This window comes from Streptococcus mitis, assembly GCF_026782865.1.
GTDB lineage: Bacteria > Bacillota > Bacilli > Lactobacillales > Streptococcaceae > Streptococcus > Streptococcus mitis_CG.
Map to the genome: position 1 here is coordinate 30,904 of NZ_JAKUXK010000003.1, position 19,147 is coordinate 50,050.

Below are 19,147 nucleotides of genomic sequence, written 5' to 3' on the forward strand. Positions count from 1 at the left end.
CGTGGAAATAGGAGTTCTTTTACAATGTTGTCAATTGTAATTTACAAAAACTTTACCATCCTGAATAGTGAAGATACTTAGATTTTCTGGCAGATTTTGAAGATGGTCTAAGCTTGTTGTTGTGATAAAGGTTTGGATTGAATGAGAAATCGTTTCTAATAATTTTAGTTGTCTAGTGTTGTCAAGTTCGCTCATAACATCGTCAAGCAGTAATATTGGAGATTCTGTAGTAATGCTTTCCATTAACTCGATTTCTGCTAATTTTATCGAGAGGACGAGACTACGATGTTGGCCTTGACTTCCGAAACTAGCATCCATTCTATTTATATAAAAAGAAATGTCATCCCGATGAGGACCAACACCAGTGTTCTTTTTAAATAAATCTCTGGACCTACTTTTTTCTAAAGCAATTTTGAAAGATTCGGATAAGTCTTCTTTGTCAGTTGTCTTGACAGAAGATTGATAAGATATTGACAACTCTTCAAGTTGATTAGAAAGCTCAAAATGTTTCTTACGACCAAAATATTCTAGTTTTTTTATGAAATTTAAGCGGTGATTCATCACACGACATCCATAATCGACTAGTTGATCATCTAAGACTGAAAGGAAGGTTTCATCTATTTTTTGAGCTGATTTTAGATAAGTGTTTCTTTGTTTTAGGATGTGGTTATAATTAGTTAAGTCTGATAGATAAATGGGCTTAATTTGTCCAAGCTCCATATCAATGAATTTTCGTCGAACTGAAGGAGCTCCTTTAATTAGTTGTAAATCTTCAGGAGCAAATAAGACAACATTCATGTGTCCGACATAATCTGAAAGTCGTGCCTGTTTTAAATGATTAACTTTTGTCACACGGCCTTTTTGTGTTAGTTCGATTCCTAGAGGAATGGATCCAGTTTTTTTCTGAACGAGACCTGAAAGATGAAGTTGTTCCTCATCAAAATGAATGAGATTTTTATCTGTTCGAGTTCGATGACTGCGTGTTAAGGCTAAAAAATAGATAGCCTCTAACATATTTGTTTTACCTTGTGCATTGCGTCCTAAAAAGACATTTAATTTAGGATTAAAGTCTATTTTCGTCTCTTTGTAGTTACGAAAAGTTTTGAGAGATAGGTGTTGTAGCCACATGATTATCTACCAGGGAATCGTGGAGCTTGTTTGCTTTTTAGTGATGAAGTAGGTTTAGAGTTGTCTTTTTTTACTCCCTTATTCATCCCCTTGACGAGTTTAGCGATTCGTTCTTTTTCAACTTTATCATCTTGGTATTCATCCTGTTCTTCAGAAGTAGGTTGTGTCAACAAGATGTCAATATTCATGTCAGGGATGTCAACTTTATCACCAATACGAAGTTTTTTACCACGACGATTTTCTAATTCCCCATTAAAGTAAACAGAATGTTCAGAGAGAAATGATTTAATAGCTCCTCCGCTATGTGTAATTCCAAGTTCTTTGAGTAGTGCTTGGAGGGTAATAAATTCTTCAAATAATTTGTATTCCATAATTCACCTCAATCTTTGGTATTATACCATATTTTCCTAAAAATAGTGAGAGAAACAAGGAGTAATGTAAGCGATTTTTATTTCAAAAGTGTTACAGAGAACAAGAAAATTTCAGGTTTTCGTGATATAATAGAAGTCTGTATATAAGGAGGTAAATCATGGAGTTAGTGCATGGAATTTCAACACATTTTATCCAATCAAAAAAGTTTAAAACGAACAAAATCGCCGTGCGTTTTACCGCTCCATTATCCCTCGATACGATTACAGGTCGCATGTTGAGTGCGAGTATGCTAGAGACTGCTAATCAGATGTACCCCACTTCTCAAGATTTGAGAAGACATTTGGCTAGTCTATACGGTACAGATATGTCAACCAATTGTTTCAGAAGAGGACAAAGTCACATTGTAGAATTGACATTTACCTATGTTCGTGATGAGTTTTTAAGTAGGAAAAATGTGCTAACTTCTCAGGTTTTAAAACTTGTAAAAGAAATTCTTTTTTCACCCATGCTAGTTGATAATGGATTTGATCCGTCCTTATTTGAAATTGAGAAAAAGCAATTGCTAGCAAGTTTAGCAGCTGATATGGATGATTCTTTTTATTTCGCACATAAAGAATTAGATAAATTGTTTTTTTATGATGAACGTCTCAAATTGGAATATAGTGATTTACGAAATCGTATTTTAGCTGAAACTCCACAAAGTTCTTATTCTTGTTTCCAAGAATTTTTGGCCAATGATCGAATAGATTTCTTTTTCCTAGGTGATTTTAATGAGATTGAAATTCAAAATGTATTAGAATCATTTGGCTTTAAAGGTCGAAAAGGAGATGTGAAGGTTCAGTATTGTCAACCTTATTCCAATATTCTTCAGGAGGGTATGGTTCGGAAAAATGTGGGACAATCCATTTTGGAATTGGGTTATCATTGCCCTTTTGAATATGGTGATGAGCAACATTTACCCATGATTGTAATGAATGGTTTACTTGGTGGATTTGCTCATTCTAAGCTCTTTACAAATGTCCGTGAAAATGCTGGATTGGCTTATACTATTTCAAGTCAGCTCGATTTGTTTAGTGGATTCTTGAGGATATATGCTGGTATTGATCGAGAAAATCGTAACCAGGCTCGTAAAATGATGAATAATCAACTGATTGATTTAAAAAAAGGTTATTTTACAGAGCTTGAGTTAGAGCAAACAAAGGAAATGATTCGTCGGTCTCTGTTACTTTCTCAAGATAATCAAAGTTCATTGATTGAACGTGCTTATCAAAATGCCTTACTTGGAAAATCTTCAGCAGACTTTAAAAGTTGGGTTGCAAAACTCGAGAAAGTTGAGAAAGATGCTATTTGTAGAGTAGCTAATAATGTGAAACTACAAGCGATTTACTTTATGGAAGGAATAGAATGACAAAGGTTGTTTTTGAAGAAAAATACTATCCAGCTGTAAAAGAAATGGTTTATCGAACTCGTTTTTCAAATGGCTTGACAGTTGCTCTTTTGCCTAAAAAGGAATTTAAAGAGGTTTACGGGAGTGTAACTGTACAGTTTGGTTCGGTAGATACGCTTGTCACAGAAGTTGACGGATATGTAAAACAATATCCTGCGGGAATTGCTCATTTTCTTGAACATAAATTGTTTGAGAGAGAAAATGCTAGCGATTTGATGTCGGCTTTCACGAGTCTAGGTGCAGATAGTAATGCCTTTACAAGCTTTACAAAAACAAGCTATCTTTTTTCAGCAACGGATCATTTTTTAGAAAATTTGGACTTACTTGATGAATTGGTAACATCAGCACATTTTACTGAAGATTCCATTTTAAGAGAGCAGGATATTATCCAGCAAGAACGAGAAATGTATCAAGATGATCCAGATTCGTGCTTATTCTTTTCAACTTTAGCGAATTTGTATCCTGATACACCTTTAGCAACTGATATAGTTGGAAGTGAGGAATCAATTGCCCAAATTAATCTAACTAATTTGCAAGAAAATTTTACAAGGTTTTACAAACCTGTAAATATGTCTCTGTTTTTAGTTGGCAATTTTGACGTGGGTCAGGTACAGGATTATTTTGAAAGAAAAGAACTGGAAGATTTAGATGTTCAGGAACTAGCAAGAGAAAAGTTTGTTTTACAACCTGTAAAGCAAACAGACAGCATGAGGATGGAAGTATCTTCTCCCAAACTAGCGATTGGTGTTAGAGGTAAACAAGAAGTTGCCGAAGCGGATTGCTATCGACATCATATTTTATTAAAATTATTGTTTGCAATGATGTTTGGTTGGACTTCGGATCGTTTTCAGAAATTATATGAATCAGGTAAAATTGACGCATCCTTATCTCTGGAAGTTGAAGTAACAAGTCGCTTTCATTTTGTCATGTTGACAATGGATACAAAAGAGCCAGTTGCTTTATCTCATCAGTTTAGGAAGGCTATTCGTAATTTTACAAAGGATTTAGATATTACAGAAGATCATCTAGATACTATAAAAAGAGAGATGTTTGGAGAATTTTTCAGTAGCATGAACTCTCTTGAATTTATTGCAATGCAATATGATGCTTTTGAAAATGGTGAGACAGTTTTTGATTTGCCGAAAATTTTACAGGAAATTACTTTAGAGGATGTCCTTGATGCTGGACATCATTTAATAGATGATGGTGATATAGTTGATTTTACAATATTCCCATCGTAGTAACCTATCATAATCGATACTAGAAAGAAGGAATGACAAGTATGAGGAAAAAAACAATTGGTGAGGTTTTACGTTTAGCTAGAACCAACCAAGGGTTGACTTTAGAAGAATTACACAAAAAAACAGAAATTCAGTTGGATATGTTGGAAGCGATGGAAGCTGATGATTTTGATCAACTTCCTAGTCCATTTTATACTCGTTCTTTTTTGAGAAAGTATGCGTGGGCAGTTGAGCTAGATGAGCGAATTGTCTTGGATGCTTATGATTCTGGGAGCATGATTACTTATGAAGAAGTAGATGTTGATGAAGACGAGTTGACAGGTAGGAGACGTTCAAGTAAGAAAAATAAGGCATCATTTTTACCTTTATTTTATTTTATACTCTTTGCATTATCGATTGTCATTTTTGTGACCTATTATGTTTGGAATTATCTCCAGACTCAACCTGAGCGTTCATCTGCGTCTAGTTATAGTGTAGTCCAAGCAACAAGCTCAACTAGTTCTGTAACTTCATCCTCAAGTAGTAGTTCATCAAGTAGCTCTTCGAATATGGAACCAGCTATAACGGTATCAGGTGAAGGAAATCAAGTAGAAGTTGCTTATAAAACGAGTAAGGAAACTGCAAAATTACAATTATCAGTCTCAGATGCTAGAAGTTGGGTTAGTGTTTCAGAAAGTGAGCTTGAGGGTGGAGTGACCTTATCACCAGATAATAAAAGTGCGGAAACAACAGTTTCAACTAAAAATTCTGTGACCATTACTTTAGGTGTTGTCAAAGGTGTAGCTTTAACAGTAGATAATCAGACCGTTGACTTATCAAAATTAACAGCTCAGACTGGAAAAATCACTGTAACCTTTACTAAAAATTAAGGAAAAACGAATGAAAAAAGAACAAATTCCAAATCTCTTAACAATAGGTCGAATTCTCTTTATACCTATTTTTATCTTTATTTTAACGGTAGGAAATTCGATAGAGAGTCATATAGTAGCAGCTATTATCTTTGCTATTGCCAGTATTACCGATTATTTAGATGGATATTTAGCTCGTAAATGGAATGTGGTCAGTAATTTTGGTAAATTTGCAGATCCCATGGCGGATAAGTTACTAGTTATGTCGGCTTTTATTATGTTGATTGAGTTAGGAATGGCTCCGGCTTGGATTGTTGCAGTGATTATCTGTCGTGAGTTGGCTGTGACAGGTTTAAGGCTTTTATTGGTTGAAACTGGTGGGACGGTTTTAGCAGCAGCAATGCCTGGAAAAATTAAAACTTTCAGTCAGATGTTTGCCATTATTTTCTTGCTATTACACTGGACTTTGATTGGCCAAGTTCTACTTTATGTAGCCTTGTTTTTCACTATCTACTCTGGCTATGATTATTTCAAGGGTAGTGCCTATGTATTTAAAGGGACATTTGGTTCGAAATGAAATCAATAATTGATGTAAAAAATCTTTCTTTTCGCTATAAGGAAAGTCAGGAATACTACGATGTGAAGGGTATTACGTTTCACGTGAAACGTGGAGAATGGCTTTCGATTGTAGGGCATAATGGTAGTGGTAAATCAACGACGGTTCGATTAATTGATGGTTTACTGGAAGCAGAATCTGGAGAGATTGTAATTGATGGGCAACGTTTGACTGAGGAAAATGTTTGGAATATACGTCGTCAAATCGGTATGGTTTTTCAAAATCCAGACAATCAATTTGTTGGAGCGACTGTTGAAGATGATGTTGCCTTTGGTTTGGAAAATCAGGGACTTTCTCGTCAAGAAATGAAAAAGAGAGTGGAAGAAGCTCTGGATTTGGTTGGCATGTTGGACTTTAAAAAGAGAGAGCCAGCGCGTCTATCAGGTGGTCAAAAGCAACGTGTTGCTATTGCAGGTGTTGTAGCCCTAAGACCAGCGATTCTAATTCTAGATGAGGCAACGAGTATGTTGGATCCTGAGGGGCGTAGAGAACTGATTGAGACAGTAAAAGGAATTCGAAAAGACTATGATATGACGGTCATTTCCATTACACATGATTTGGAAGAAGTCGCCATGAGTGATCGTGTATTGGTCATGAAAAAAGGGGAAATTGAATCAACCAGTAGCCCAAGAGAACTTTTCTCTCGAAATGATTTAGATCAAATTGGATTAGACGATCCTTTTTCCAATCAATTAAAATATTCTTTGAGCCAGAATGGCTATGATTTACCTGAAAATTATTTGACAGAAAGTGAGCTAGAAGATAAGCTATGGGAATTGCTCTAGAAAATGTGAGTTTTACGTATCAAGAAGGGACTCCCTTAGCCTCAACAGCTTTGTCGGATGTTTCTTTGACGATTGAAGATGGTTCTTATACAGCTTTAATTGGACACACAGGTAGTGGTAAATCAACTATTTTACAACTACTAAATGGTTTATTGGTGCCAAGTCAAGGGAGTGTGCGAGTTTTTGATACCTTAATCACCTCGACTTCTAAAAATAAAGATATTCGTCAAATTAGAAAACAGGTTGGCTTGGTATTTCAGTTTGCTGAAAATCAGATTTTTGAAGAAACGGTTTTGAAAGACGTTGCTTTTGGACCGCAAAATTTTGGAGTTTCTGAAGAAGACGCGGAGCAGATTGCGCGTGAGAAACTGGCTCTGGTTGGAATTGATGAATCACTTTTTAATCGTAGCCCGTTTGAGCTGTCAGGTGGACAAATGAGACGTGTTGCCATTGCAGGTATACTTGCAATGGAACCAGCTGTATTAGTCTTAGATGAACCCACAGCAGGCCTGGATCCTTTGGGAAGAAAAGAGTTGATGAACTTGTTCAAAAAACTCCACCAGTCAGGGATGACCATCGTCTTGGTAACACATTTGATGGATGATGTTGCCGAATATGCGAATCAAGTCTATGTGATGGAAAAGGGACGTTTAGTTAAAAGGGGAAAACCGAGTGATGTCTTTCAAGATGTTATCTTCATGGAAGAAGTACAGTTGGGAGTACCTAAAATTACGGCCTTTTGTAAACGATTGGCTGATAGAGGCGTGTCATTTAAACGATTACCGATTAAGATAGAGGAGTTCAAGGAGTCGCTAAATGGATAGTATGATTTTGGGGCGTTATATCCCAGGGGATTCGATTGTTCACCGATTGGATCCACGTAGCAAATTGCTTGCTATGATGTTACTGATTTTAATCGTTTTTTGGGCTAATAATCCCTTGACGAATCTAATTCTTTTTATAGCGACAGGGATATTTATTGCCTTGTCAGGAGTATCTCTTTCATTTTTTATTCAGGGCTTGAAGTCTATGTTTTTCTTGATTGCCTTCACAACTATTTTTCAACTATTTTTCATTTCTAATGGGAATGTTTTATTTGAGTTTTCGTTTGTGAGAGTCACGGATTATGCTTTGCAACAAGCTGGGATTATTTTTTGTCGCTTCGTATTGATTATTTTCTTTTCAACTTTATTAACCTTAACTACCATGCCCTTAAGTTTGGCATCAGCTGTCGAAGCTTTATTAGCACCTTTAAAGCGTGTGAAAGTTCCAGTTCATGAAATTGGCTTAATGCTATCTATGAGTTTGCGATTTGTTCCGACATTAATGGATGATACGACGCGGATTATGAATGCACAGAAAGCGCGTGGAGTGGATTTTGGTGAAGGAAGCATTGTTCAAAAGGTGAAGTCGATGATTCCTATTTTGATTCCTCTTTTTGCGACAAGTTTAAAACGTGCAGATTCCTTGGCTATCGCTATGGAAGCGCGTGGTTATCAGGGGGGAAAAGGGAGAAGTCAATACCGACAACTGAAATGGACTAGAAAGGATACGCTGACCATTCTTGTTATTATCGTACTTGGTTGTTGCTTATTTTTCTTAAAATCTTAGTAGCTTTCAGGAATTGATAAAAAATTACTGTAACAGTTTTTGATATAAAGGTAGGGATATGGACCGTTTTAAAAAATCAAAATATGTCATTATTGTTTTTGTCACTGTTCTGCTTGTGTCAGCTCTCTTAGCGACGACTTATTCAAGTACAATTGTGACAAAATTAGGAGATGGAATCTCATTGGTTGATAGAGTTTTACAAAAACCTTTTCAGTGGTTTGAATCTGTCAAATCAGATTTGGCTCATTTGACACGAACATATAATGAAAATGAAAGTTTGAAGAAACAAATTTACCAATTAGAAGTTAAATCAAATGAGGCGGAAAGTTTAAAGACAGAAAATGAACAACTGCGCCAATTGCTTGATATGAAGTCCAAATTGCAAGCTACAAAGACTTTAGCAGCAGATGTTATTATGCGTTCTCCAGTATCTTGGAAGCAGGAATTGACCTTAGATGCAGGCAAATCAAAAGGGGCTTCTGAAAACATGTTAGCCATTGCAAATGGTGGTTTGATTGGGAGTGTTTCAAAAGTGGAGGACAACTCTACTATGGTCAACCTTCTGACAAATACGGAAAATGCTGATAAGATTTCTGTTAAAATTCAACATGGCTCTACTACAATTTATGGGATTATTGTTGGCTATGACAAGGAAAATGAGGTTCTTAAAATTAGCCAATTAAATAGTAATAGCGATATTAGTGCAGGCGATAAGGTGACAACGGGTGGATTAGGAAACTTTAATGTTGCTGATATTCCTGTTGGTGAAGTGGTTGCCACAACGCATAGTACGGACTATTTGACACGAGAAGTAACTGTTAAATTGAGTGCAGATACTCATAATGTGAGTGTGATAGAATTAGTGGGGAATTCATAATGAGACAGCTGAAGCGGGTTGGAGTGTTTTTATTGCTTCCTTTCTTTGTTCTAATTGATGCCCATATTAGCCAGCTTTTGGGCTCATTATTTCCCCATGTACAGTTAGCTAGTCATTTTCTATTTTTGTTTCTCTTATTTGAGACGATTGAAGTATCAGAGTATCTCTATTTAGCCTATTGTTTTGTAGTAGGTTTGGTTTATGACATTTACTTTTTCCACTTGATAGGGATTGCGACTCTGTTGTTCGTCTTGTTGGGGGTATTTCTCCATAAATTTAATAGCGTTATTTTATTGAATCGTTGGACGAGAATGTTGGCAATTATTGTCATAACTTTTCTATTTGAGATGGGGGCATATATACTTGCATTAGTGGTAGGTTTAACTGTGGATAGTATGTCTTTGTTTATAGTCTATAGTTTAGTTCCATCAATGATTTTGAATTTTGTCTGGATAGTCATTTTCCAGTTTATTTTTGAAAAATATTATCTATGAGAAAGAAATACAAATGTAATAAAGGCGTAATATTTATTATGTCTTTTTTTGGTATACTAGTATTGTCTTAAATAGAAGGAGTATCTACATAATATGAAGAAAAAAATCTTAGCGTCACTTTTACTAAGTACAGTGATGGTTTCTCAAGCAGCTGTTTTAACAACTGCGCATGCAGAGACTACTGATGAAAAAATTGCTGCTCAAGATAATAAAATTAGTAACTTAACAGCACAACAACAAGAAGCTCAAAAACAAGTAGATCAAATCCAAACACAAGTTTCAACAATTCAAACAGAACAGTCTAATCTACAAGCAGAAAATGAAAGATTACAGACAGAATCTAAAAAGCTTGAAGGAGAGATCACTGAGCTTTCTAAGAATATTGTTGCTCGTAATGATTCGTTGGAAAAGCAAGCTCGTAGTGCTCAAACAAATGGGGCGGCAACTAGCTACATTAACACAATTGTAAACTCAAAATCAATTACTGAAGCTATTTCACGTGTTGCAGCTATGAGTGAGATTGTATCAGCTAACAATAAAATGTTAGAACAACAAAAGGCTGATAAAAAGTCAATTGCTGAAAAGCAAGTTGCTAATAATGAAGCTATCAACACAGTAATCGCTAATCAACAAACACTTGCTGACGATGCACAAGCGTTGACAACTAAACAAGCAGAGTTGAAAGTTGCTGAGTTAAACCTTGCTGCTGAGAAAGCTACCGCTGAGGATGAAAAAGCAAGTTTACTTGATCAAAAAGCGGCGGCAGAAGCAGAAGCCAAAGCAGCAGCAGAAGCAGAAGCAGCTTATAAAGCTAAACAAGCAAGTCAACAACAAACGGTTGTTGATTCTGGAAATACAACTTTCACTGCACAAGTTCAAGCAGTATTTAGTTCGTCTGAATCATCTTCAAGCAGTGCTTCAACAGAATCAACAAGCTATACTCCTGCGCCAGTGACACATCGTCCAACATATAGTACAAATGCTTCAAGTTATCCAACAGGAGAGTGTACATGGGGAGCTAAGACATTGGCACCTTGGGCTGGAGACTACTGGGGTAATGGAGCACAGTGGGCTACAAGTGCAGCAGCTGCAGGATTCCGTACAGGATCTACACCTCAAGTTGGTGCGATTGCATGTTGGAATGATGGTGGATATGGACACGTAGCCGTAGTTACAGCTGTTTCATCATCAACAAGCATCCAAGTATCTGAATCAAACTATGGTGGAAACCGTACAATCGGAAATAAACGTGGTTGGTTCAATCCTACTACAACTTCAGAAGGTTTTGTAACATATATCTATCCAAACTAATGAATAAAACGAAGAGGCTCTATTTGAGTCTCTTTTATGATTTATATAGTCAACTTACTTTAAAAATCTACTAAAATAGCTTGAAAATATTGAAAAAGTATGGTAGAATGAAACTTGTCGTGTGAACGATAATACTCATTCTTGATGAATTGTGAAACAGTTGCCCTTGGGTCGTTTTGCGAGTTGAAGTCAAGAAGAGGAAAAAAACAAAAAGGAGAAATACTCATGGCAGTAATTTCAATGAAACAACTTCTTGAGGCTGGTGTACACTTTGGTCACCAAACTCGTCGCTGGAACCCTAAGATGGCTAAGTACATCTTCACTGAGCGTAACGGAATCCACGTTATCGACTTGCAACAAACTGTAAAATACGCAGACCAAGCTTACGATTTCATGCGTGATGCAGCAGCTAACGATGCAGTTGTATTGTTTGTTGGTACTAAGAAACAAGCAGCTGATGCAGTTGCTGAAGAAGCAGTACGTTCAGGTCAATATTTCATCAACCACCGTTGGTTGGGTGGAACTCTTACAAACTGGGGAACAATCCAAAAACGTATCGCTCGTTTGAAAGAAATCAAACGTATGGAAGAAGATGGAACTTTTGAAGTTCTTCCTAAGAAAGAAGTTGCACTTCTTAATAAACAACGTGCACGTCTTGAAAAATTCTTGGGTGGTATCGAAGATATGCCTCGTATCCCAGATGTTATGTACGTAGTTGACCCACATAAAGAGCAAATCGCTGTTAAAGAAGCTAAGAAATTGGGAATCCCAGTTGTAGCGATGGTTGACACAAATACTGATCCAGATGATATCGATGTAATCATCCCAGCTAACGATGACGCTATCCGCGCTGTTAAATTGATTACAGCTAAATTGGCTGACGCTATCATCGAAGGACGTCAAGGTGAAGATGCAGTAGCAGTTGAAGCAGAATTTGCAGCTTCAGAAGCTCAAGCAGATTCAATCGAAGAAATCGTTGAAGTTGTAGAAGGCGACAACGCTTAATTTATACAAATAGTAATTACCTAGGAGGGCGGGGCTTAGCCCGGCTCTCCTATTTTTAAAAAAATATAGGAGAATCAAAATGGCAGAAATTACAGCTAAACTTGTAAAAGAGTTGCGTGAAAAATCTGGTGCCGGTGTTATGGACGCTAAAAAAGCGCTTGTAGAAACAGACGGTGACATCGAAAAAGCGATTGAATTGCTTCGTGAAAAAGGTATGGCTAAGGCAGCTAAGAAAGCTGACCGTGTTGCTGCAGAAGGTTTGACTGGTGTTTATGTTAACGGTAATGTTGCAGCAGTTATTGAAGTAAACGCTGAAACTGACTTCGTTGCGAAAAACGCTCAATTCGTTGAATTGGTAAATACTACAGCTAAAGTTATTGCTGAAGGAAAACCTGCTAATAATGAAGAAGCACTTGCTTTGACAATGCCTTCAGGTGAAACTCTTGAAGCTGCATACGTATCTGCAACAGCAACTATCGGAGAAAAAATCTCATTCCGTCGCTTTGCATTGATTGAAAAAACAGATGCACAACACTTTGGAGCATACCAACATAACGGTGGACGTATCGGTGTTATTTCAGTTGTTGAAGGTGGGGACGAAGCACTTGCTAAACAATTGTCAATGCACATCGCAGCGATGAAACCAACAGTTCTTTCTTACAAAGAATTGGATGAGCAATTCGTTAAAGATGAGTTGGCACAATTGAACCACGTTATCGACCAAGACAACGAAAGTCGTGCAATGGTTAACAAACCAGCTCTTCCACACTTGAAGTATGGATCAAAATCTCAATTGACTGATGAAGTGATTGCGCAAGCGGAAGCTGATATCAAAGCTGAATTGGCTGCAGAAGGCAAACCAGAAAAAATCTGGGACAAAATCATCCCAGGTAAAATGGATCGCTTCATGCTTGACAATACTAAAGTTGACCAAGCTTATACACTTCTTGCACAAGTCTACATCATGGATGACAGCAAGACAGTTGAAGCATACCTTGAATCAGTTAACGCTTCAGTAGTTGAGTTTGCTCGCTTTGAAGTTGGTGAAGGTATCGAAAAAGCTGCAAACGACTTCGAAGCTGAAGTTGCAGCTACAATGGCAGCAGCCTTGAATAACTAATAATAAAAAGGAAGCCAAATTGCTTCCTTTTTTCTATGCAGTCGATTTTTATAGGGAGATGTTCCTATTTTTAAGGTATAAATAAAAAGCCCTATAATAAGGGCTAAGTGTATTTAGGAGACTACACTTCAAATTCATAGAGTGCTGTAGACAAATAACGTTCGCCGTTATCTGGTGCTAGAGCAAGGACTTTCTTACCTTTACCTAATTTCTTAGCAACTTCAATGGCTCCGTAGATAGCTGCAGCTGAAGAAATACCAACAAGGAATCCTTCTTTTCCACCAATTTCACGGCCAAGCGCCAAAGCATTGTCTGATGTTACACGAACGATACCATCATAAGCGTTTGTATCAAGTGTATCAGGAATAAATCCAGCTGAGATACCTTGAATTTTGTGAGGGCCAGGTTTTTCACCAGACAGAATAGCAGATTCATCTGCTTCTACTGCAAAAACTTGAATGCTTGAATTTGCTGATTTGAGTGCATGAGAAACACCAGAAATCGTTCCACCGGTACCTACTCCAGCAACAAAGGCATCTAGTCCATCTTTACCGAAAGCAGCTAGTATTTCAGCTCCTGTTGTTCTTTCGTGTACTTCTGGATTAGCTGGATTGTCAAATTGAAGAGGAAGGAAACCATCACGTTCAGCAGCGATTTCTTGAGCCTTAGCAATAGCACCTTTCATTCCCTCGCTGCCAGGCGTAAGGACGAGTTCAGCGCCATAAGCTTGGATAATCTTACGTCGTTCTACACTCATAGTTTCAGGCATAACGATGACGACTTTATACCCTTTAGCAGCACCTACCCATGAAAGTCCAATACCAGTGTTTCCACTTGTTGCTTCAACAAGTGTAGAACCTGGTTTCAAAGTACCATCTTGTTCAGCTTTTTCAATCATGCTAAGAGCAATACGGTCTTTTACAGAAGAACCAGGGTTAAATGCTTCAAGTTTTACATAGACATCTGCGGCGCCTTCTGGCACAATATTGTTGAGTTTAACGATCGGAGTTTGACCGATTAATTCAGTAATGTTGTTATAAATAGACATATGAATACCTCTTTGTATAAGATATTTCTAGTATAACGCTATCTATACCATTTGTAAAATATAGAAATCCTATCGAAGCGATAGGATTTTTTTATATCATAGGTCTAAGCCATTAATTTTTAAGCGATTGTGGTAGGCTAATTCTAGTAAATATGTATAAAGTGGAACGATATCGGTTTTCTTAGGAAATTCAAATTTATGAGAACTAAAATGTTCATTATGGGCTTTTAGAAAGACATTTTCTAAATAAGTAATAGTAATTTCACTATCATCTATACCTGCTCCTGCAGTTTCCATTTCAACGTTAATAATGTTCATTAAAAAGATTGATTTAATGGACATCTTACGACCAGTAGCTCCTTGTTTATCTGTAAAGATAATACGGATATTTGTAAATATAATCGAGTCACGAATCAGTTTATACCCACTTTGAATTTCTTCATTTTCTAGTAGATATTGTCCATATTCTTTGATAAGAGTTTCTTTGTTTTGCTCGTTAAAGTTACCAGCGAGTCCTTGAATGAATTTTCCAAATGCCATATTTTTCTCCTTTATTTACACTAAGTTTACAGGAACTTCAACTTCACGTAAACCTTGATCAGTTAAAGTAACTTTTCCATTAAAAAACTCCACAAGTGCAGCTTTAATATTTTCTTTGTCTTCTTTATCAACATAAATCATCGTATCGACTTGATCTGTAAAATTTGTATCTAGCTCAATGAGGTTATGTTTTTTAAGGAAGTTACTGTACTCTTGGTACTGAGCGTAAGACATTTGAATAGCAATGCCAGCTTGTTCTTTTATTTCAATGATGCCAATTTCTTTGACAGCTAATGCCACACTGCCTGCGTAAGCACGAATCAGTCCTCCGGCGCCTAGTTTAATACCACCAAAGTAGCGTGTCACGATTACACAGACATTGGTGAGATTGTGATTTTCTAGTACCCCAAGCATGGGAACGCCAGCAGTACCACTAGGCTCACCATCATCACTTGTACGTTTAATTTCACTACGCTCTCCAATAATAAAAGCAGAGCAGTTATGCGTAGCTTTGTAGTGTTCTTTTTTGATGGCAGTAATGAAGTCACGAGCCTCTTCTTCGCTATAAACACGCTTGGCATGACAGATAAAGCGGGATTTTTTGATTTCTTCTTGGACTTGATCATCCTCTTTAATTGTTCTAAATTCCATGATTTAATTGTACTAAAAAATCATCTAAAGTGCTAGGTTTTTACGAATAAAGAAGTATGAAAGTAAATCCAAATTATCTCGGTCGGTTGTTTACGGAGAATGAATTAACTAAAGAGGACCGTCAGTTGGCAGAGAAACTTCCAGCAATGAGAAAGGAGAAAGGGAAACTTTTCTGTCAACGTTGTGATAGTGCTATTTTAGATGAATGGTATTTGCCCATCGGTACTTACTATTGTAGGGAGTGTTTACTGATGAAGCGAGTCAGGAGTGATCAATCTTTATACTATTTCCCACAGGAGGATTTTCCGAAGCAAGATGTTCTGAAATGGCGTGGTCAATTAACTCCTTTTCAAGAGAAGGTATCAGAGGGACTGATTCAAGCAGTAGACAAGCAAGAACCAACGTTAGTTCATGCGGTTACAGGAGCTGGGAAGACAGAAATGATTTATCAAGTAGTGGCTAAAGTGATTGATGAAGGTGGTGCAGTATGTTTGGCTAGTCCTCGCATAGATGTTTGTTTGGAGCTATACAGGCGCCTGCAACAGGATTTTTCTTGCGAGATAGCCCTCCTACATGGAGAATCAGATCCGTATTTTCGAACACCATTAGTTGTTGCGACGACACATCAGTTATTGAAGTTTTATCAAGCTTTTGATTTGCTGATAGTGGATGAAGTAGATGCTTTTCCTTATGTTGACAATCCCACGCTTTACCATGCTGTCAAGAATAGTGTAAAGGAGAATGGACTGAGAATCTTTTTAACAGCGACTTCGACTGATGAGTTAGATAGGAAGGTTCGCATAGGAGAACTAAAACGATTGAGCTTACCAAGACGATTTCATGGAAATCCGTTGATTATTCCTAAACCTGTCTGGTTATCGGATTTTAATCACTGTTTAGAGAAAAATCGGTTGTCACCAAAGTTAAAGTCCTATATTGAGAAGCAGAGAAAGACAGCTTATCCGTTACTCATTTTTGCTTCAGAAATTAAGAAAGGGGAGCAGTTAAAAGAAATCTTACAGGAGCAATTTCCAAATGAGAAAATTGGCTTTGTATCTTCTGTAACAGAAGATAGATTAGAGCAGGTACAAGCTTTTCGAGATGGAGAACTGACAATACTTATCAGTACGACAATATTGGAACGTGGAGTTACCTTCCCTTGTGTGGATGTTTTCGTAGTAGAGGCCAATCATCGCCTTTTTACCAAGTCTAGCTTGATTCAGATTGGTGGACGAGTTGGGCGAAGCATGGATAGACCAACAGGAGATTTGCTTTTCTTCCATGATGGGTTAAATACTTCAATCAAGAAGGCAATTAAGGAAATTCAGCAGATGAATAAGGAGGCGAGTCTATGAAGTGCTTATTGTGTGGGGAGACTATGAAGGCTGTTTTAACTTTTAGTAGTCTCTTACTTCTGAAGAATGATGACTCTTGTCTTTGTTCATACTGTGACTCTACTTTTGAGAGGATTGGAGAAGAGAATTGTCCAAACTGTATGAAAACAGGATTGTCAACGAAGTGTCAAGATTGTCAATTTTGGTGTAAAGAAGGAGTTGAGGTCAGTCATAGAGCGATTTTTACTTACAATCAAGCTATGAAGGATTTTTTCAGTCGGTATAAGTTTGATGGAGATTTCCTTTTAAGAAAAGTGTTCGCTTCATTTTTAAGTGAGGAGTTAAAAAAGTACAAAGAGTATCAATTTGTCGTAATTCCCCTAAGTCCTGAAAGATTACTTGAGAGGGGATTTAACCAGGTTGAAGGTTTAGTTGAAGTAGCAGGGTTCTCTTTTCAAGACTTACTGGATAAGGGAGAAGAGAGAGCTAGTTATTCTAAAAGTCGTTCAGAACGCTTGGGGACAGAACTTCCTTTCTTTATTAAAAGTGGAGTTACTATTCCTAAAAAAATCTTACTTATAGATGACATTTATACTACTGGAACAACTATAAATCGTGTGAAGAAACTGTTGGAAGAGGCTGGTGCTGAGGATGTAAAAACATTTTCCCTTGTAAGATGAGGAAAAAATTTGCAAAACTAAAATGAAAGCGTTATAATGAAATCAGAAAAACAAAAATGTTTAGAAAGAAGGTACTCATATGATTAAATATAGTATCCGTGGTGAAAACCTAGAAGTAACAGAAGCAATTCGTGATTATGTAGTTTCTAAACTCGAAAAGATCGAAAAGTATTTTCAAGCTGAACAAGAGTTGGATGCTCGAGTTAACTTGAAGGTGTATCGTGAAAAAACGGCTAAAGTGGAGGTGACGATTCCGCTTGGCTCAATTACTCTTCGTGCAGAAGATGTGTCTCAAGATATGTATGGTTCAATTGACCTTGTAACCGATAAAATTGAACGTCAGATTCGTAAAAATAAAACAAAAATTGAGCGTAAAAATAAAAATAAGGTAGCAACTAGTCAATTATTTACAGATGTATTAGTTGAAGATTTGAATGTTGTACAACCAAAAGTGGTTCGTTCAAAACAAATTGATTTAAAACCAATGGATTTGGAAGAAGCTATTCTACAGATGGATTTGTTGGGACATGATTTCTTTATCTATGTGGATGTTGAAGATCAGACAACCAATGTGATTTATCGTCGTGAGGATGGAGAAATTGGTCTGTTAGAGGTTAAAGAATCTTAAAATTGAAATGACTAATTAAAGTGGTTTACACCAGTGTAAACCACTTTTGTATTGCATTATTACACAAGGTATAAATGGAGGTAGTCATGAAAGACGTAGTTATTGTTTCGGCAGTGCGAACTCCTCTAGGTTCCTTTGGCGGGAGCTTAAAGAATGTTTCTGCTGTTGATTTGGGATCTTTAGTAATTAAGAGTGCTTTGGAAAAAGCGAATATTAAACCAGAGCAGGTAGATGAAGTAATTATGGGGAATGTTCTGGGCGCAGGTTTAGGCCAAAATGTGGCTCGCCAAATGAGTATTCATGCTGGGCTTCCTGAATTTACACCAGCCTTTACCATTAATAAGGTTTGTGGTTCCGGTTTGAAGGCAGTTCAGTTAGCTGCTCAAGCAATTCAGTGTGGCGATGCAGATATTATTGTTGCTGGTGGTGCAGAAAACATGAGTCAAGCTCCATATGTTTTGCCAAACTTTCGCTGGGGTGGCCGTATGGGAGATTCGAAAGTGGTAGATACCATGATTAAGGACGGTTTGTCTGATGCCTTTAACGAATACCATATGGGGATTACAGCTGAGAATGTGGCCAAAGAATATGATATTAGTCGAGATATTCAAGATGCTCTTGCTTTGGAATCACAAAAACGAGCAGTAGCGGCTATAGAGTCTGGACGCTTTAAAGAAGAGATTGTGCCAGTGGTCATTCCTCAACGTAAAGGCGATCCTATCGTCTTTGATACAGATGAATTTCCTAGAAAAGATGCTAGCTTGGAGAGTCTGTCTGAGCTAGGTCCTGTTTTCAAAAAAGACGGCTCTGTCACAGCGGGAAATGCTTCAGGAATCAATGACGGGGCAGCAGCTATCTTAATCATGAGTGCTGAAAAAGCTGAAGACTTAGGACTCCCAGTGATTGCTCGCATTCGTTCGTATGCAAGTGCAGGTTTGGATCCTAAGATTATGGGATGTGGACCGATTTATGCGACTCGCAAGGCACTTGAAAAAGGCAATTTGACAGTTGATGATCTTGACTTAATTGAGTCAAATGAAGCCTTTGCTGCTCAGGCTTGTGCGGTTGGGAAAACACTTGGTTTTAGCACAGATATTGTCAATGTCAATGGTGGCGCGATTGCTCTTGGTCATCCAATTGGGGCTTCAGGTTGCCGAATCCTGGTGACTCTGGTACATGAGATGATGAAACGTGATGCTAAAACTGGTTTAGCAACTCTCTGTATCGGAGGAGGGATGGGGATAGCCCTTATCGTAGAGCGTTAAAACAGATAGATAAAGATATAGAATTAGGTTAAGTGGAAATCAGGGGGATGATTTATGTATCCTCCTATTTGCTCATAAATCTATAATTAACAGGCTATTTACCTCTTTTAAAAGTCGCTTTTTAAGGGCATTTGTGATATAATAAT

General features: G+C 37.3%; 21 protein-coding genes. 16 read left to right on the forward strand and 5 right to left on the reverse strand.

The window, feature by feature from the left end:
• Window positions 1-30: 30 nt before the first annotated feature.
• Window positions 31-1,128 carry a DNA replication/repair protein RecF gene (recF, locus tag MK482_RS00780; RefSeq protein WP_268717729.1) on the reverse strand — a complete coding sequence of 366 codons (1,098 nt, stop codon included), beginning with the start codon at window positions 1,126-1,128 and terminating at the stop codon, window positions 31-33.
• A 2-nt stretch (window positions 1,129-1,130) separates the two neighbouring features.
• On the reverse strand, window positions 1,131-1,499 hold the full coding sequence (yaaA, locus tag MK482_RS00785; RefSeq protein WP_136936740.1) for a S4 domain-containing protein YaaA: 369 nt from the start codon (window positions 1,497-1,499) through the stop codon (window positions 1,131-1,133).
• A gap of 158 nt (window positions 1,500-1,657) precedes the next feature.
• Between yaaA and yfmF the strand changes: the two genes are divergently transcribed.
• The 12 genes from yfmF to tsf all read left to right on the forward strand — a co-directional run bounded on the left by yfmF (window position 1,658) and on the right by tsf (window position 12,855).
• Entirely contained in the window at window positions 1,658-2,908 is a 1,251-nt protein-coding gene (yfmF, locus tag MK482_RS00790; protein WP_268717730.1) for an EF-P 5-aminopentanol modification-associated protein YfmF, read from the forward strand.
• Complete coding sequence (gene yfmH, locus MK482_RS00795; protein WP_268717731.1) at window positions 2,905-4,188, forward strand: EF-P 5-aminopentanol modification-associated protein YfmH; 1,284 nt, start codon at window positions 2,905-2,907, stop codon at window positions 4,186-4,188. Before yfmF ends, yfmH begins: the two co-directional genes overlap by 4 nt.
• A 41-nt stretch (window positions 4,189-4,229) precedes the next feature.
• Entirely contained in the window at window positions 4,230-5,057 is an 828-nt protein-coding gene (rodZ, locus tag MK482_RS00800) for a cytoskeleton protein RodZ (RefSeq protein ID WP_136936737.1), read from the forward strand.
• Between the two features lie 10 nt (window positions 5,058-5,067).
• Window positions 5,068-5,613, forward strand: coding sequence for a CDP-diacylglycerol--glycerol-3-phosphate 3-phosphatidyltransferase (gene pgsA / locus MK482_RS00805; protein ID WP_020900979.1), 546 nt, complete (start codon window positions 5,068-5,070; stop codon window positions 5,611-5,613).
• Window positions 5,610-6,437 carry an energy-coupling factor ABC transporter ATP-binding protein gene (locus MK482_RS00810; protein WP_153219726.1) on the forward strand — a complete coding sequence of 276 codons (828 nt, stop codon included), beginning with the start codon at window positions 5,610-5,612 and terminating at the stop codon, window positions 6,435-6,437. Before pgsA ends, MK482_RS00810 begins: the two co-directional genes overlap by 4 nt.
• The gene (locus MK482_RS00815; protein WP_153219727.1) at window positions 6,422-7,261 is read left to right on the forward strand and encodes an energy-coupling factor transporter ATPase; all 840 of its coding nucleotides are present in this window, start codon (window positions 6,422-6,424) and stop codon (window positions 7,259-7,261) included. Before MK482_RS00810 ends, MK482_RS00815 begins: the two co-directional genes overlap by 16 nt.
• Window positions 7,254-8,048 carry an energy-coupling factor transporter transmembrane component T family protein gene (locus tag MK482_RS00820; RefSeq protein WP_268717732.1) on the forward strand — a complete coding sequence of 265 codons (795 nt, stop codon included), beginning with the start codon at window positions 7,254-7,256 and terminating at the stop codon, window positions 8,046-8,048. Before MK482_RS00815 ends, MK482_RS00820 begins: the two co-directional genes overlap by 8 nt.
• Before the next feature lie 58 nt (window positions 8,049-8,106).
• Window positions 8,107-8,925 (forward strand): rod shape-determining protein MreC, encoded by an 819-nt coding sequence (gene mreC, locus MK482_RS00825; protein WP_268717733.1) that lies wholly within the window; start codon window positions 8,107-8,109, stop codon window positions 8,923-8,925.
• Complete coding sequence (mreD, locus tag MK482_RS00830; RefSeq protein WP_124787439.1) at window positions 8,925-9,419, forward strand: rod shape-determining protein MreD; 495 nt, start codon at window positions 8,925-8,927, stop codon at window positions 9,417-9,419. The genes mreC and mreD overlap by 1 nt, the downstream gene beginning before the upstream one ends.
• 93 nt (window positions 9,420-9,512) lie before the next feature.
• Window positions 9,513-10,730 (forward strand): peptidoglycan hydrolase PcsB, encoded by a 1,218-nt coding sequence (gene pcsB, locus MK482_RS00835; RefSeq protein WP_125411418.1) that lies wholly within the window; start codon window positions 9,513-9,515, stop codon window positions 10,728-10,730.
• 225 nt (window positions 10,731-10,955) lie between these two features.
• Window positions 10,956-11,735 carry a 30S ribosomal protein S2 gene (rpsB, locus tag MK482_RS00840; protein WP_007556349.1) on the forward strand — a complete coding sequence of 260 codons (780 nt, stop codon included), beginning with the start codon at window positions 10,956-10,958 and terminating at the stop codon, window positions 11,733-11,735.
• Between the two features lie 79 nt (window positions 11,736-11,814).
• Window positions 11,815-12,855 (forward strand): translation elongation factor Ts, encoded by a 1,041-nt coding sequence (tsf, locus tag MK482_RS00845; protein ID WP_000808071.1) that lies wholly within the window; start codon window positions 11,815-11,817, stop codon window positions 12,853-12,855.
• Window positions 12,856-12,976: 121 nt separating this feature from the next.
• Here the strand turns inward: tsf and cysK are convergent, their stop codons facing one another.
• From cysK to MK482_RS00860, 3 genes are all read right to left on the reverse strand, one after another.
• Window positions 12,977-13,903, reverse strand: a complete 927-nt coding sequence (cysK, locus tag MK482_RS00850; RefSeq protein WP_268717734.1) for a cysteine synthase A — start codon at window positions 13,901-13,903, stop codon at window positions 12,977-12,979.
• Window positions 13,904-13,999: 96 nt separating this feature from the next.
• Complete coding sequence (locus MK482_RS00855; RefSeq protein ID WP_268717735.1) at window positions 14,000-14,443, reverse strand: PH domain-containing protein; 444 nt, start codon at window positions 14,441-14,443, stop codon at window positions 14,000-14,002.
• A gap of 15 nt (window positions 14,444-14,458) precedes the next feature.
• Window positions 14,459-15,094, reverse strand: a complete 636-nt coding sequence (locus tag MK482_RS00860) for a YigZ family protein (RefSeq protein WP_268717736.1) — start codon at window positions 15,092-15,094, stop codon at window positions 14,459-14,461.
• A gap of 56 nt (window positions 15,095-15,150) precedes the next feature.
• On the opposite strand from MK482_RS00860, the gene MK482_RS00865 reads away from it, so the two are divergent.
• The 4 genes from MK482_RS00865 to MK482_RS00880 all read left to right on the forward strand — a co-directional run bounded on the left by MK482_RS00865 (window position 15,151) and on the right by MK482_RS00880 (window position 19,001).
• Entirely contained in the window at window positions 15,151-16,449 is a 1,299-nt protein-coding gene (locus MK482_RS00865) for a DEAD/DEAH box helicase (protein WP_153219733.1), read from the forward strand.
• The gene (locus MK482_RS00870; protein ID WP_268717737.1) at window positions 16,446-17,108 is read left to right on the forward strand and encodes a ComF family protein; all 663 of its coding nucleotides are present in this window, start codon (window positions 16,446-16,448) and stop codon (window positions 17,106-17,108) included. Before MK482_RS00865 ends, MK482_RS00870 begins: the two co-directional genes overlap by 4 nt.
• Window positions 17,109-17,187: 79 nt before the next feature.
• Window positions 17,188-17,736 (forward strand): ribosome hibernation-promoting factor, HPF/YfiA family, encoded by a 549-nt coding sequence (gene hpf / locus MK482_RS00875; RefSeq protein WP_124787447.1) that lies wholly within the window; start codon window positions 17,188-17,190, stop codon window positions 17,734-17,736.
• An 86-nt stretch (window positions 17,737-17,822) separates the two neighbouring features.
• On the forward strand, window positions 17,823-19,001 hold the full coding sequence (locus MK482_RS00880) for an acetyl-CoA C-acetyltransferase (RefSeq protein WP_268717738.1): 1,179 nt from the start codon (window positions 17,823-17,825) through the stop codon (window positions 18,999-19,001).
• The last annotated feature ends 146 nt before the right edge of the window (window positions 19,002-19,147 follow it).

What these genes read in the sequence shown, in the direction of transcription:
- recF (WP_268717729.1), bottom strand. Translation starts at nt 1,128, where the DNA reads ATGTGGCTACAACACCTATCTCTCAAAACTTTTCGTAACTACAAAGAG.
- yaaA (WP_136936740.1), bottom strand. Translation starts at nt 1,499, where the DNA reads ATGGAATACAAATTATTTGAAGAATTTATTACCCTCCAAGCACTACTC.
- yfmF (WP_268717730.1), top strand. Translation starts at nt 1,658, where the DNA reads ATGGAGTTAGTGCATGGAATTTCAACACATTTTATCCAATCAAAAAAG.
- yfmH (WP_268717731.1), top strand. Translation starts at nt 2,905, where the DNA reads ATGACAAAGGTTGTTTTTGAAGAAAAATACTATCCAGCTGTAAAAGAA.
- rodZ (WP_136936737.1), top strand. Translation starts at nt 4,230, where the DNA reads ATGAGGAAAAAAACAATTGGTGAGGTTTTACGTTTAGCTAGAACCAAC.
- pgsA (WP_020900979.1), top strand. Translation starts at nt 5,068, where the DNA reads ATGAAAAAAGAACAAATTCCAAATCTCTTAACAATAGGTCGAATTCTC.
- MK482_RS00810 (WP_153219726.1), top strand. Translation starts at nt 5,610, where the DNA reads ATGAAATCAATAATTGATGTAAAAAATCTTTCTTTTCGCTATAAGGAA.
- MK482_RS00815 (WP_153219727.1), top strand. Translation starts at nt 6,422, where the DNA reads ATGGGAATTGCTCTAGAAAATGTGAGTTTTACGTATCAAGAAGGGACT.
- MK482_RS00820 (WP_268717732.1), top strand. Translation starts at nt 7,254, where the DNA reads ATGGATAGTATGATTTTGGGGCGTTATATCCCAGGGGATTCGATTGTT.
- mreC (WP_268717733.1), top strand. Translation starts at nt 8,107, where the DNA reads ATGGACCGTTTTAAAAAATCAAAATATGTCATTATTGTTTTTGTCACT.
- mreD (WP_124787439.1), top strand. Translation starts at nt 8,925, where the DNA reads ATGAGACAGCTGAAGCGGGTTGGAGTGTTTTTATTGCTTCCTTTCTTT.
- pcsB (WP_125411418.1), top strand. Translation starts at nt 9,513, where the DNA reads ATGAAGAAAAAAATCTTAGCGTCACTTTTACTAAGTACAGTGATGGTT.
- rpsB (WP_007556349.1), top strand. Translation starts at nt 10,956, where the DNA reads ATGGCAGTAATTTCAATGAAACAACTTCTTGAGGCTGGTGTACACTTT.
- tsf (WP_000808071.1), top strand. Translation starts at nt 11,815, where the DNA reads ATGGCAGAAATTACAGCTAAACTTGTAAAAGAGTTGCGTGAAAAATCT.
- cysK (WP_268717734.1), bottom strand. Translation starts at nt 13,903, where the DNA reads ATGTCTATTTATAACAACATTACTGAATTAATCGGTCAAACTCCGATC.
- MK482_RS00855 (WP_268717735.1), bottom strand. Translation starts at nt 14,443, where the DNA reads ATGGCATTTGGAAAATTCATTCAAGGACTCGCTGGTAACTTTAACGAG.
- MK482_RS00860 (WP_268717736.1), bottom strand. Translation starts at nt 15,094, where the DNA reads ATGGAATTTAGAACAATTAAAGAGGATGATCAAGTCCAAGAAGAAATC.
- MK482_RS00865 (WP_153219733.1), top strand. Translation starts at nt 15,151, where the DNA reads ATGAAAGTAAATCCAAATTATCTCGGTCGGTTGTTTACGGAGAATGAA.
- MK482_RS00870 (WP_268717737.1), top strand. Translation starts at nt 16,446, where the DNA reads ATGAAGTGCTTATTGTGTGGGGAGACTATGAAGGCTGTTTTAACTTTT.
- hpf (WP_124787447.1), top strand. Translation starts at nt 17,188, where the DNA reads ATGATTAAATATAGTATCCGTGGTGAAAACCTAGAAGTAACAGAAGCA.
- MK482_RS00880 (WP_268717738.1), top strand. Translation starts at nt 17,823, where the DNA reads ATGAAAGACGTAGTTATTGTTTCGGCAGTGCGAACTCCTCTAGGTTCC.